This is a genomic window from Pseudobacillus wudalianchiensis (assembly GCF_001685015.1).
In the GTDB taxonomy this organism is placed as follows: Bacteria; Bacillota; Bacilli; order Bacillales; family Domibacillaceae; genus Pseudobacillus; species Pseudobacillus wudalianchiensis.
The window spans coordinates 87,185-100,197 of record NZ_MAYT01000004.1 but is presented as its reverse complement, the minus strand read 5'-3'; the positions used below and the strand labels follow the sequence as shown (position 1 = coordinate 100,197).

Annotated in this window: 14 protein-coding genes, 2 tRNA genes and 1 rRNA gene; 14 read left to right on the top strand and 3 right to left on the bottom strand. The window is 40.6% G+C overall.

The genetic code is table 11. The features are described from left to right. Positions 1 to 133 precede the first annotated feature (133 nt). The 7 genes from rrf (at position 134) to tsaD (ending at position 3,200) form a co-directional block, all read left to right on the top strand. Positions 134 to 249: ribosomal RNA gene (rrf, locus tag A8F95_RS06170) — 5S ribosomal RNA — on the top strand. A 22-nt stretch (positions 250 to 271) separates the two neighbouring features. Then, positions 272 to 345, top strand: a tRNA-Met gene (locus A8F95_RS06165). Between the two features lie 4 nt (positions 346 to 349). Beyond that, positions 350 to 426, top strand: a tRNA-Asp gene (locus tag A8F95_RS06160). 157 nt (positions 427 to 583) lie between these two features. Continuing rightward, positions 584 to 1,039, top strand: coding sequence for a tRNA (adenosine(37)-N6)-threonylcarbamoyltransferase complex ATPase subunit type 1 TsaE (gene tsaE / locus A8F95_RS06155; protein WP_065409744.1), 456 nt, complete (start codon positions 584 to 586; stop codon positions 1,037 to 1,039). Continuing rightward, positions 1,036 to 1,734 (top strand): tRNA (adenosine(37)-N6)-threonylcarbamoyltransferase complex dimerization subunit type 1 TsaB, encoded by a 699-nt coding sequence (tsaB, locus tag A8F95_RS06150; protein WP_065409743.1) that lies wholly within the window; start codon positions 1,036 to 1,038, stop codon positions 1,732 to 1,734. The genes tsaE and tsaB overlap by 4 nt, the downstream gene beginning before the upstream one ends. Beyond that, positions 1,735 to 2,181 (top strand): ribosomal protein S18-alanine N-acetyltransferase, encoded by a 447-nt coding sequence (gene rimI / locus A8F95_RS06145; protein ID WP_065409742.1) that lies wholly within the window; start codon positions 1,735 to 1,737, stop codon positions 2,179 to 2,181. Beyond that, positions 2,181 to 3,200, top strand: a complete 1,020-nt coding sequence (gene tsaD, locus A8F95_RS06140) for a tRNA (adenosine(37)-N6)-threonylcarbamoyltransferase complex transferase subunit TsaD (protein ID WP_065409741.1) — start codon at positions 2,181 to 2,183, stop codon at positions 3,198 to 3,200. Before rimI ends, tsaD begins: the two co-directional genes overlap by 1 nt. Positions 3,201 to 3,479: 279 nt before the next feature. Here tsaD and A8F95_RS06135 read toward each other — a convergent pair whose 3' ends face one another. Further along, a complete protein-coding gene (locus A8F95_RS06135) occupies positions 3,480 to 5,402 on the bottom strand; it encodes an ABC-F family ATP-binding cassette domain-containing protein (RefSeq protein WP_065409740.1) in 1,923 nt (640 codons plus the stop codon). A 189-nt stretch (positions 5,403 to 5,591) separates the two neighbouring features. On the opposite strand from A8F95_RS06135, the gene A8F95_RS06130 reads away from it, so the two are divergent. From A8F95_RS06130 to tatC, 3 genes are read left to right on the top strand one after another with little or no spacing between them, the layout of a single operon-like run. Next, on the top strand, positions 5,592 to 6,251 hold the full coding sequence (locus A8F95_RS06130) for a redox-sensing transcriptional repressor Rex (RefSeq protein ID WP_065409739.1): 660 nt from the start codon (positions 5,592 to 5,594) through the stop codon (positions 6,249 to 6,251). A 49-nt stretch (positions 6,252 to 6,300) separates the two neighbouring features. Beyond that, on the top strand, positions 6,301 to 6,480 hold the full coding sequence (locus A8F95_RS06125) for a twin-arginine translocase TatA/TatE family subunit (protein WP_049659822.1): 180 nt from the start codon (positions 6,301 to 6,303) through the stop codon (positions 6,478 to 6,480). Positions 6,481 to 6,497: 17 nt separating this feature from the next. After that, positions 6,498 to 7,244 carry a twin-arginine translocase subunit TatC gene (gene tatC / locus A8F95_RS06120; protein ID WP_065409738.1) on the top strand — a complete coding sequence of 249 codons (747 nt, stop codon included), beginning with the start codon at positions 6,498 to 6,500 and terminating at the stop codon, positions 7,242 to 7,244. A gap of 68 nt (positions 7,245 to 7,312) precedes the next feature. On the opposite strand, the gene A8F95_RS06115 is transcribed toward tatC, so the two are convergent. Together A8F95_RS06115 and A8F95_RS06110 are read right to left on the bottom strand one after the other, a co-directional pair. Then, the gene (locus A8F95_RS06115; RefSeq protein WP_049659829.1) at positions 7,313 to 7,513 is read right to left on the bottom strand and encodes a YdiK family protein; all 201 of its coding nucleotides are present in this window, start codon (positions 7,511 to 7,513) and stop codon (positions 7,313 to 7,315) included. A 30-nt stretch (positions 7,514 to 7,543) separates the two neighbouring features. After that, complete coding sequence (locus tag A8F95_RS06110; protein WP_065409737.1) at positions 7,544 to 8,281, bottom strand: CPBP family intramembrane glutamic endopeptidase; 738 nt, start codon at positions 8,279 to 8,281, stop codon at positions 7,544 to 7,546. Here A8F95_RS06110 and A8F95_RS23180 point away from each other — a divergent pair. The 4 genes from A8F95_RS23180 to A8F95_RS06095 all read left to right on the top strand — a co-directional run bounded on the left by A8F95_RS23180 (position 8,269) and on the right by A8F95_RS06095 (position 12,376). Then, a complete protein-coding gene (locus tag A8F95_RS23180; RefSeq protein ID WP_281181744.1) occupies positions 8,269 to 8,391 on the top strand; it encodes a hypothetical protein in 123 nt (40 codons plus the stop codon). The genes A8F95_RS06110 and A8F95_RS23180 overlap by 13 nt on opposite strands. A gap of 341 nt (positions 8,392 to 8,732) precedes the next feature. Next, a complete protein-coding gene (gene groES, locus A8F95_RS06105) occupies positions 8,733 to 9,020 on the top strand; it encodes a co-chaperone GroES (protein ID WP_065409736.1) in 288 nt (95 codons plus the stop codon). A 54-nt stretch (positions 9,021 to 9,074) separates the two neighbouring features. Next, positions 9,075 to 10,700 (top strand): chaperonin GroEL, encoded by a 1,626-nt coding sequence (gene groL, locus A8F95_RS06100; protein WP_065409735.1) that lies wholly within the window; start codon positions 9,075 to 9,077, stop codon positions 10,698 to 10,700. A gap of 968 nt (positions 10,701 to 11,668) precedes the next feature. Beyond that, positions 11,669 to 12,376: a nucleotidyltransferase domain-containing protein gene (locus tag A8F95_RS06095; protein ID WP_065409734.1), complete on the top strand. Its 708-nt coding sequence runs from the start codon at positions 11,669 to 11,671 to the stop codon at positions 12,374 to 12,376. Positions 12,377 to 13,013 lie beyond the last annotated feature (637 nt).

Below are 13,013 nucleotides of genomic sequence, written 5' to 3'. Positions count from 1 at the left end.
ACGAATACTAATCGATCGAGGACTTAACCACAACACCTTATGGTGTAAAGCAACAAACCAATGGCATGGTATTGCCGGTTACTGAAACATATTATCCAGTTTTGAAAGAACAAACTCTTTCAGCTTTATACAGTCTGGTGGCGATAGCGAAGAGGTCACACCCGTTCCCATCCCGAACACGGAAGTTAAGCTCTTCAGCGCCGATGGTAGTGAGGGGCTTCCCCTTGTGAGAGTAGGACGTTGCCAGGCTGGTTATTAAATATTTTATCGTCGCGGGGTGGAGCAGTCCGGTAGCTCGTCGGGCTCATAACCCGAAGGTCGCAGGTTCAAATCCTGTCCCCGCAATTTTGGTCCGGTAGTTCAGTTGGTTAGAATGCCTGCCTGTCACGCAGGAGGTCGCGGGTTCGAGTCCCGTCCGGACCGCCATTTTATCTATAAGCTTTTACAACTAAGCGAAACTTTGTTTCGTTTCTTTTTTTATATAACGATTTAAGATATACTATATTCAACACACTACCTTAGGATTGATCATTCCTAAGGTTTTTTTACGATTACATATTATATGCGACAAGGGAGACTTTTTATGGATAGACTGACATTTGTCACTAAGAGTGCTGAACAAACTCAGTCCTTTGCAGAGAGGTTGGCCCATCTTTTGGAGCCCGGTACTGTTCTTTTGCTAGAAGGCGATTTAGGAGCAGGAAAAACTACTTTTACGCAAGGACTCGCCAAAGGGTTAGGAATCAGGCGAAATGTAAACAGTCCAACCTTTACGATTATAAAAGAATATAAAGGGAGACTTCCTCTTTATCATATGGATGTTTATCGACTGACAGATGCAGAAGAAGACTTGGGATTTGATGAGTATTTTTATGGAGAGGGCGTATGTGTAGTAGAGTGGGCTCATTTAATTGAGCAGCAGCTTCCTGAACACTATTTAAAAATTGTTATTTCTCATAAAGGAAATGATGAACGTGAAATCTCCATCGAACCAAAGGGCGACCGATATGTTAGGATGAGTGAGGAGTTAATGAAATGAAAGTGTTAGCGATTGATACATCTACTTATGCACTGGGCGTGTCTCTTTTAGATGGGGAACGAATCATTGGTGAGCATATGACTAATTTAAATAAAAATCATTCTTTACGAGTGATGCCGGCTATTCAGGCATTAATGAATGAATGCGAAGTAAAGCCGGCAGAGTTGGACAAAATAGTAGTTGCGAAAGGTCCAGGTTCTTATACAGGTGTGCGCATTGGCGTAACGATTGCCAAAACGTTAGCTTGGTCCTTAAAGATTCCTTTAGCAGGAGTATCAAGTCTCGCTGTTTTGGCGGCTTCTGCTTATTTTTACCCGTCTTATATTTCTCCTATTTTTGATGCTAGACGCGGCAGAGTATATACCGGACTATACCGCTTTGAGGATGGAAAGCTAGTCGCCGTGGAGGAAGATCAGAACATTGCTTTGACAGACTGGTGCAGCCAATTGAAGAAATTAGATCGAGAAGTTCTCTTTCTTGGTGAGGATGTTCACCTGCATGCGGAGTCTATACAAGAGATAATGGCAGATCAAGCGCTGTTAAAAGGAGGCCTTGCAGCTTCACCAAGGCCGTCCGATCTTGCCCGTCTTGGCTTACATGAGCCAGCTGCCGACCTTCATTCTTTTGTTCCTAACTATATCCGTTTGGCAGAGGCAGAAACGAAATGGCTGGAACAGCAGAAGGCGGAGGAGTAAATGAGTGGAATGACTGTCCGTCTTATGACGGTTGATGATGTAAATGAAGTATATGAAATTGAAAAGAGCAGCTTTACTACACCGTGGACAAAGCAATCTTTCTTTAATGAGCTGAACAATAATTATTTTGCGATTTACCATGTAGCTGAATATGAAGGAAAGTTAGTAGGTTACTGTGGCATGTGGCTTGTGCTGGATGAATCACAGATCACCAATATTGCCATTCTGCCGGAGTATCGAGGCCGAGGATTAGGTGAGGAGTTACTCGTTGCCGTCATGAATGCGGCTAGAAAGAGAGGAGCCTCCATTATGTCATTAGAAGTACGGGTGAGCAACGAGCCTGCTCAAAGTTTGTACAAAAAATTAGGCTTTCAACCAGGTGGAATCAGGAAAAATTATTATTCCGATAATCAAGAGGATGCATTAGTAATGTGGGTGAGGTTATGATGAAAAAAGATATCTATATATTAGGGTTAGAAACAAGCTGTGATGAAACGGCAGCCGCTATTATTAAGAATGGCCGGGAAATCGTCGCTAACGTTGTTTCTTCACAAATTGAAAGCCATAAACGATTCGGTGGAGTTGTCCCTGAGATTGCCTCCCGCCATCACGTAGAACAAATTACGTTAGTGCTTGAAGACACTTTACAACAAGCGAATATGACTTTTGATGATCTTGATGCTATTGCCGTGACGAAAGGCCCCGGCCTCGTTGGAGCTCTTTTAGTGGGAGTCAATGCAGCAAAAGCGTTAGCCTTTGCTCATCAGCTGCCACTTATCGGTGTTCATCATATTGCTGGCCATATATATGCTAATCGCTTGATCAAAGAGTTTACTTTTCCATTGCTGGCGCTTGTTGTCTCTGGCGGCCATACAGAGCTTGTGCTGATGAAAGAACACGGTAGCTTTGAAGTCATTGGGGAAACACGTGATGACGCAGCAGGAGAAGCATATGATAAGGTAGCACGCACATTGAATTTGCCTTATCCCGGCGGTCCTCACATTGACCGGCTTGCAGCTGAAGGAGAGCCGACGATTGATCTTCCTCGTGCATGGCTTGAAGAGGGATCGTATGATTTTAGTTTTAGCGGCTTGAAGTCAGCTGTTATCAACACTCTTCACAATGCCGAGCAACGAAATCAAGAATTGAAGCCAGAAGATGTAGCGGCTAGTTTCCAGCAAAGCGTGATTGAGGTGCTTACAGCAAAAACAATCAAAGCAGCAAAGGAATATCAGGTTAAACAGGTATTATTAGCTGGGGGTGTGGCGGCTAACCGGGGGCTTAGAAAAGCTCTAGAGGAGCAGTTTGCTGAATTAAAGGATATTGAATTGATCATTCCGCCGTTAAGCCTGTGTACAGACAATGCAGCGATGATTGCAGCGACGGGTACCATTTTATACGAACAGGGAAAATTTGAGGATTTGGCTATGAATGGTTATCCAGGATTGGATATTGAACAATCATAAAAGTGAATCGCTAACAAAAATTCAAAAGGACTGGTCCCTCACAAGGGACCAGTCCTTCGTTTTGTTCACAAACTGTGGATAGTTTGTGCATAAGTTAATTATTTTGTGGAAAAAACTTTATTCATGTTGATAAAAGTCTGTGTGTTTTGTGGACAAGTCCAGTTAATTTTGTGGATAGTGTGTAAAAGTAAATTAGAAGCCTAAAAATAAGCATGTTAGTTTGTGTATAACTCTGTGTATAAAAAGTGAAAAAAATAACTTATTCTTATTATTTATGTTCTATTCATGAAGAGTTTCCCACTCCTGCATAAGTTTCTCAATTTCTGATTGACAAGCTTCCACTTTTTGTTGAAGCTCTAAAGACTTTTCGTGGTCTTGAAAAACTTCCGGCTGGCAAAGCAGGTCTTCTGCTTCCTCTACTTCCAACTCCAGGCTTTCAATTCGTTCTTCTATTTCCTCAATACGCCGGCGCTTCTGCCGTTCTTTTTTCTTTTGTTCCTTGTCGCTGTAATAGTTAGACGAATCGGCTGGTGTTGTTTCTTCTACCTTTGGCAAAGCAGTTTTTTCAAGTTCGGCCAGCTCTTTTTGTTCTTGTTTTTTAGCGACATAGTAGTCATAATCGCCGAGATATTCCGTCATGCCGCCACTGGACATTTCAATTACTTTTGAAGCAATGCGATTAATGAAGTAGCGGTCATGAGAAACGAATAAAAGGGTACCGGGATAATCGATCAGCGCATTTTCCAGCACCTCTTTGCTGTCTAGATCCAAATGGTTCGTTGGCTCATCGAGAACAAGGAAATTAGATTTCTGCATCATCAGCTTAGCAAGGGCCAATCGTGCTTTTTCTCCGCCACTTAACGCATGGACAGGCTTTAGGACATCATCGCCTGAGAATAGGAAGTTGCCAAGAACCGTCCGGATTTCTTTTTCATCACTAGATGGGTAATCATCCCACAATTCATTTAACACCGTTTTATTAGACGTTAAATTTGCTTGTTCCTGGTCATAATATCCAATAGACACATTTGCTCCAAGAGAAAAATTTCCGGCTAATAACGGCAATTTATCGACAATGGTTTTAAGAAACGTCGATTTTCCTGCCCCGTTTGGACCGACTAGTGCCGTGCTTTCTTCTCGCTGGAGGTATAGATTAAGATTTTTGGCGATTACTTCTTTGTCATAGCCAATCGCTAAATTATTTACTTTCAATACTTCATTCCCACTTTGTTTTTCAATTTGAAACATGATATTAGCAGATTTTTCGTCACCATCGGGCCGGTCTAACCGTTCCATGCGCTCAAGCTGCTTGCGGCGGCTTTGAGCTCGTTTTGTTGTGGAGGCCCGGGCAATATTGCGTTGAATGAAGTCTTCCAGCTTGGCTACTTGTTCTTGCTGTTTTTCAAACAATTTCATGTCACGTTCATATTGTTCTGCTTTTTGTGTCAAGTACTGACTATAGTTTCCATGGAACTTTTTAATATGCTGTCGGGAAATCTCATATACCTGATTCACGACTTTATCGAGAAAATAACGGTCATGGGACACTATTAAAATCGCTCCGCTATAGCCTTGTAAATATTGTTCAAGCCAAGAAAGCGTATCAATGTCTAAATGGTTCGTCGGCTCGTCCAGAATAAGAATATCTGGTTTTGTTAATAAAAGCTTTCCGAGGGCCAGCCGGGTTTTTTGGCCGCCGCTTAACGTGGAAATTTTTGTCTCATAATCGAAGTCGCTAAAGTTTAGGCCGTGCAGAATAGAACGGATATCTGCTTCAAACTGATAGCCGCCAGATTCCTTAAATTCATTTTGCAGCAAATCGTATTCTTTTGTCACCCGTTCATAATGGGTCGTATCTTCATATACATTAGGATCCGCCATCTGTTCTTCTAAGCGGCGCAGCTGTTTCTCCATAGTGCGCAAATGTGAAAAGACCGAAAGCATTTCGTCCATAATCGATAAGTCCGATTCAAGCCCGGTATTTTGGGCAAGGTAACCGATCGTTACGTCTTTGGGTTTTAAGATATTTCCGGAATCATAAGAAAGAATACCGGCAATTATTTTTAAAAGAGTGGATTTTCCTGCCCCGTTTCTGCCAACGAGGGCAATCCGATCTCTTGTTTGGACTTCAAGTTTAATATTGGATAAGACCATTTCTGCTCCAAAGTATTTTGTAAGCTGTTGCACCTGCAGTAAAATCATTCTTCTCACCTCAATTTTCTACTTATTAGTGTAGCTGATTCTATAGGCATGGGCAATTCTCTTTCACTCTTATGGATGATAGAAAGGATCATAAAGTTCAAAGACAAGCCGTGCAAAATATTGTATGATGGAAGAAGTGATTGAATCAAAAGGTTAAAGAATGGAGCAGCAAGCGCTGGGGGTATAGACATGAACCATGATTCATTAAAGATTCCACAGGCGACGGCCAAGCGTCTGCCTTTGTATTATCGATTTATCCAAAACCTGCATTCTTCTGGTAAACAGCGGGTTTCATCTGCAGAATTAAGTGAAGCGGTTAAAGTGGATTCAGCAACGATTCGTCGTGACTTTTCTTACTTTGGCGCACTTGGCAAAAAAGGCTACGGCTATAATGTCAGTTATTTACTGTCGTTTTTTCGTAAAACACTTGATCAAGATGAGGTAACAAACGTAGCTCTTATTGGGGTAGGGAATTTAGGTACCGCTTTCTTGAATTATAACTTTATGAAGAATAACAATACGAAGATTCAAATCGCATTCGATGTAGATGAGGGAAAAGTAGGCTCAGTGATTGGAGACGTCCCGATTTACCATATGGATGATCTAGAAGAGACGCTGGGTTCAAAAGAAGTGCCTGTAGCCATTTTAACGGTTCCGGCAACGGCAGCACAGAGCATTACAGATCGTCTTGTTGACTGTAACATTAAAGGGATATTGAACTTTACACCGGCAAGATTAAATGTCCCGCCGACGCTCCGGGTACATCATATTGACCTAGCGGTTGAATTGCAATCCTTAGTCTATTTTTTAAAGAATTATCCGGAAGCTTCAGAAGAAAAGTCAGAATAGAATTATGCCGAAAAATCGGTTATGATGGAGAAAAGGAGGTGCTGCATAAATGGGATTAAGTGTAGGTAGTATCATTTTAATTGCCGGAGCAGCCATATTAATTTTTGGACCGAAAAAACTTCCCGAGCTTGGACGCGCAGCAGGCGATACGCTAAAAGAGTTTAAGAATGCGACAAAAGGGCTTGCAGAAGATGACGATAAACCAGAGGATAAGAAAGACCCTCAGTAAGGTTAGGATGAATGACAATGAGTCGACAAGACATGACAATATATGAACACATCGGCGAATTGCGAAAACGACTCATTATAGTAATCGTTTTCTTGTTCCTAGCTATGATTGCCGGTTTGTTCTTAGCTGAGCCGATTATCCGTTATTTACAGCATGCGGACGAGGCAAAGGAATTAACGATGAATGCTTTCCGCGTGACAGACCCTTTGAAGATTTATTTTCAGATGGCATTTGTGATCGCTTTTATATTGACTAGTCCAATGATTCTTTATCAATTATGGGCTTTCGTTAGTCCTGGGCTGCTGGAGAAAGAGAAAAAAGTAACACTCAGCTACATTCCGTTATCGGTTGTCTTGTTTCTCGCTGGGATTTCTTTCTCTTATTTCGTGCTGTTTCCATATATCATCCATTTCATGATGAAGCTATCCGGAAACTTGCACATTGAGCAGGTTATTGGCATTAACGAGTATTTTCAGTTTTTGTTTCAAATTACGCTTCCATTCGGCATTTTGTTTCAACTGCCAGTGGTCACGATGTTTTTAACAAGGCTTGGTATCATTACACCGATGTTTCTTTCACAAGTCCGCCGTTATGCGTATTTCATCTTGCTTGTGATAGCAGGTGTGATCACACCGCCGGATGTAGTATCGCAAATTATCGTAATGATTCCTTTAGTGATTCTCTACGAAATTAGCATTTGGATTTCAAAAATCAGCTATAAAAAAACACTGCAGGCAGAAATAGAAGCAGGAAACACAGAATGAAATAAGGCTGTCCAACAAAAGAGCCGAACTTCCGCAAGGAGCGGAAGTCAGCTTTTGAAGGAACAGCCTTATTTTTTTTCGCTGCTTTTCAAGCGAAAGTGCATAAAGATTAAGCGAATGCCAGACCCAATGTCCATCGTTGCCAGCAGAATGAGCAAGTACGTGAAAAAACCAAATCCGCCCGTGTTCACATCTTGAATCGCTAAATAAGTAAAGAACGCACCAAGGATCAAGTAGAGGATCCCAGTCGTTAACGGTGATTGTTTCATCTAATTCCTCCAAAATCTAAAGCTGTGAGCTTAGAAAAGCCAAGTAGCAAAGCTTTGTATTTGTTCTGCTTCTTTCATCATCCGCTCTAATTCATCCGCGTAAAAATATTGTACAACAACGACCAAGGAATTCATGGCAACGTGGGCGAATATAGGAACAAGCAGTCTTTTTGTTTTTACATATAGAAAAGCAAAGGTAAATCCCATTGATGAATAAAGAATAATATGTTCGAGTTCGGCATGGGCAAGGGCGAAAATAACAGAACTGATTAAAGCCGACACCCAAAACGGGAACTTTTCATACAAACTGCCGAAAATAATCTTTCTAAATACGATTTCCTCTAGGATCGGTCCAAAAATAGCTGTAGCAACCATCATCAGCGGTACAAGCTCAATAATGTGAATGATGGTCTCCGTATTTTCAGATCCCATTTCAATGCCTAAAGCGGTTTCGATCGCAATCGCAATCCGCTGGCCGAACAAAGCTAAAAAGACACCAGCAATGGCCCAAAAGGCAGATTGTCCTACTGGCAGCGGCGCCATTCGTTCAAGCCGGCTGTTTCTAGCATCTTTCCGTAAAAGAAGCAATACAATAATCAGGGCAGCCATGAAGCTGAAGACGAGCCAGTAGCCGGGAATAAGCTTTTGCAGCGTCTGCGGATCACCTCCAAAAGCAAGTCCCGCTTTAAATATAAGCAGAGGAGCAACCAAGCCCGTCAGTTGCATGACAATGTAAACAATTAGAATATAGCCATATGTCTTCTTCAAATGAAAAGAACTCCTTTATGTTAAAGTGGAATCGCCTGTTCAGCCGCGACAAGCATATGCCGAGCTGGCGAAGCGGCGTTGTTCAGCCGCACAGCCGGACTGGCATATGACCTCGAGCGGCTAGGCGGTGGAACTAGATAACAATAAAAGTGGAATCGCACATTCTTTAAGTGTATAGCAAAGCAGTCAAGTGACCCCTCTGATAGATGTCACAAAGACTGGCTATTATGCCTCATAGTGCCTAAAGAGTATTTTACTAATAAATAGTGCATCATTCAAACGGAAGAGATTTTCAGCAGTTTATTCCATTTAAAAAATGATTTGTAAAAAAACTTACTTCACCCTTGCAAAAAAAAATCATTTTATTTATTATATTAATTGGGTTAGCACTCTTCAGTGGAGAGTGCTAATGAATAAAAATATTACATATATTCCAAGGAGGTTGTTTCACTTGTTAAAACCACTAGGTGATCGCGTAATAATTGAGCTGGTTGAATCAGAAGAAAAAACAGCCAGCGGCATTGTGCTGCCAGATTCAGCGAAAGAAAAACCACAAGAAGGCAAAATCGTGGCAGTCGGCAATGGCCGTGTACTTGAAAGCGGAGAAAGAGTAGCCCTTGAAGTAGCTGTCGGTGATCGTATCATCTTCTCAAAATATGCTGGTACAGAGGTGAAATACGAAGGCAAAGAATTATTAATCCTTCGTGAAAGCGACATCCTTGCTGTAACAGGTGAATAATAAACAAATACTTAACGATTAAAAATAATTCAAATAACCAGGGAGGTTTTTCATATGGCTAAAGAGATTAAATTTAGCGAAGAAGCACGCCGCGCGATGCTTCGCGGGGTAGATCAGCTTGCGGATGCCGTAAAAGTAACTCTTGGACCTAAAGGACGCAACGTGGTTCTTGAGAAAAAATTCGGTTCACCGCTTATCACAAACGATGGTGTAACAATCGCGAAAGAAATCGAGCTGGAAGATGCATTTGAAAACATGGGTGCGAAGCTTGTTGCTGAAGTAGCAAGCAAAACAAACGACGTAGCTGGTGACGGTACAACTACAGCGACTGTTCTTGCACAAGCGATGATCAGCGAAGGCTTGAAAAACGTAACAGCAGGCGCAAACCCTGTTGGCGTACGTAAAGGGATGGACCTTGCTGTTCAAACAGCTGTGGAAGCATTAAAAGAAATCTCTAAGCCAATCGAGGGCAAAGAGTCGATCGCACAAGTTGCAGCGATTTCATCTGCTGACGAAGAAGTTGGCCAATTGATCGCTGAAGCAATGGAGCGCGTTGGCAACGACGGCGTTATCACAATCGAAGAATCAAAAGGATTCACTACAGAGCTTGACGTAGTAGAAGGTATGCAATTCGACCGCGGCTACGCTTCTCCATACATGGTAACGGATTCTGATAAAATGGAAGCCGTTCTTGACAATCCATATATCTTAATTACTGATAAAAAGATTGCAAGCATTCAAGAAGTACTTCCTGTACTTGAGCAAGTGGTTCAACAAAGCAGACCGCTTTTACTCATCGCTGAAGATGTAGAAGGCGAAGCTTTAGCGACACTTGTAGTGAACAAGTTACGTGGTACATTCAATGCTGTAGCGGTAAAAGCCCCTGGATTCGGTGACCGCCGTAAAGCAATGCTTGAAGACATCGCTGTATTAACTGGCGGTGAAGTGATCACAGAAGATTTAGGTCTTGACCTTAAATCTGCAAACATCACTCAACTTGGACGCGCAGCAAAAGTTGTCGTTTCTAAAGAAAACACAACAATCGTTGAAGGGGCAGGAGACTCTGCTCAAATCGAAGCTCGCGTAAACCAAATCCGCGTTCAATTAGAAGAAACTACTTCTGAATTTGACCGTGAAAAATTACAAGAGCGCTTAGCGAAATTAGCTGGCGGTGTAGCTGTGATCAAAGTTGGAGCGGCTACAGAAACAGAATTAAAAGAACGCAAACTTCGCATTGAAGATGCATTAAACGCAACTCGTGCAGCGGTTGAAGAAGGAATCGTTTCTGGTGGTGGTACAGCCCTTGTGAACGTATACAACAAAGTAGCAGCAGTAGAAGCAGAAGGCGACGTAGCAACTGGTGTGAAAATCGTTCTTCGTGCGCTTGAAGAGCCAATCCGCCAAATCGCATTCAACGCAGGCCTTGAAGGATCTGTCGTTGTGGATCGCTTAAAACGCGAAGAAATCGGCATCGGCTTCAACGCAGCAACTGGCGAGTGGGTAAACATGATCGAAACGGGTATCGTTGACCCAACAAAAGTAACTCGTTACGCGCTTCAAAACGCAGCATCTGTTGCTTCTATGTTCTTAACTACAGAAGCAGTTGTTGCTGACAAGCCAGAAGAAAACGCTGGCGGCATGGGTATGCCTGACATGGGCGGAATGGGCGGCATGATGTAATCTTTAACTGATAAATGTTGATTTATCAGTGGTTACAGCATCCCCAAAGGTGTTATTATATCTAGAAAATCACATTGATTTTAATTAAAAAAGCACTCCATAAAAATTTATGGGGTGCTTAATTTATTTTGATAATCGATTAGGCATCATGATATAAATATGTTACTTTTTTCAATGCATCTTTCTTCATCTAGTTACTATCGGGATTTCTCCAACTATTTTTGACATATAAGTATTTAGTTAACCGGGTGAATATATCAAGTTTGATTCGGTGTTTCTGAATGCGGAAAAGAACCCTCCACAAGATGCGTATGACCTGATGGCCCATTAGATAAAGATATATTAAATAACGAGAAGCGATTGAAAAGCAGAAAAGTGGGATTAACGTGTAATCCTGTTTTTCCCCCCCATTGCACAAATGACAAACCATGATTAGGAACAACAGCATATAGAGTGAAGGGGAAGCCATGGATTAAATTTTCCCTTTTCTAGTAATCTAGCCATCTACTTTACGGAATGGCGATTAAAATTGACAAAGGCATAGCCCTCATCATTGTAAGGAATGCCCAAACGATTAATAATTGTTCTTGATCTTGTTTATGTCTTCTAAAAAGTTCGATGTTCGATTCATCCACCACAATTTTTCATCTGGAATTATTTTTATTAGGCAGAAGTAATCGATATTCTTTAGTAATGTTTTTCGAATTATAGTACGTTTTTGTGATATAGATAATATTTTTATCAAAATCAAACCTATAAATAGATGGGGAGTTTGTTTTGATGTATTCAATTCCCTCTTTATTTCGTGTGTCAATGTTTGGAAGTTTCTTGGATATATAGGGGTTAGAAGGTGGATATCGTCGCTTACAAAGCAAATAGAAGTGAGCGCAAAAAATGTTCAGGAATAGCTCCTGCGTTCTAGAACACTAATCATTTAGGTGAATACCCTAGTATGGGAGGTGTTTCATATGAGAGACTCAATCAAGCGAATAGCCCAACAGTTTATCGTTTCACACTATCCTGAGGCAGATATAGCCTGGGTAGGTGGAAGTGCTGTTTATGGAAATTTAACAACAGAATCTGATATTGACTTAATTATAATCGATGAAACAGAAACACCAAGACTTGAATGTTATCACTTTCTTGGATGGAAAATAGAAGCATTTATTCATACGGCTTTATCTCTAGAGTTTGAATTTCAAATAGCAAGAAATACAGGGATGCCCACCATCATTAAAATGTGTGCCGAAGGTCTACTTGTAGAAGATAAACAAGGTGAAGGGAAGAAAATCCAAACAGAGGCGAAAATACTTTATGAACAGGGTCCACAACGTTGGGATGAGGACAAAATAAATGAAGTAAGGTATCAAATTACAGATTTTTTGTCAGACTTTAGATGTTCAGAAGACTTTGAAGAAAGTTTATTTATTTTAAATATGTTAATAAATAGGTTAACTGAACTCATTTTAAGGGCAGATGGCTATTGGGTTGGTGAAGGAAAGTGGGCTGCTAGAAGCCTTAAATCATATGATAAAGACATGTGTAATAAACTAGTTAAATATACAAAAATATATATGAATACAAATGATAAAACTGAACTGATTTCATTCATTCAATCTACACTTGATAATTATGGTGGAGAATTTTTTGTTGGTTATAAAGGATTCTTTTTGTAAATGAAAAATTAATTCTGAAAAAGCAATAGTAATGTAAATGCTCTTTTTATATGTTGAGAATATTTACTTTATCAAAATTTATTAACGCATATTGCCACTTTTAAGAATGTGTTATTATCGCAGATGACAAAAGAAACAATAAAGACCTGCCTCTATCCAAATATTAGGGCGGCAAACCGATAGAGGAGTTAGAGGAAGGTGTTCCTTTTTAATGTGAGTTCGCTGATAATGAATAGAGGCAACCCCATCACAAAGATTTTATTATAATAGATGCGATAAAAAGCTGATTTCATTTGAAATTGAAAAATATACGTTAGCAAAATGTTAGCATTTTGCTAACACAATCTCATGGAAAACGGTAAATTCATGTTAAAGGTGTCACACCTCAAATTCCCGGAAATCTTGGTATATCACACTTTGCTAGTATACAGGAATGAAAAGAAGGCTTCCCATAAGTTGAATAAACTTATGGGAAGTTTTTTTATGCATAAATTTTGGGTGGTTCCTAGCATCTTATAAATTTAAAAACACCTTATTGCGCCTAAAAATCTGCGGCTTCACTTTTCCCTTTCTATTGTATGTTCTTATAAAGCTTTTTCATTGTTTAAGTCTCCTAATCAATAATTGGATATAAATC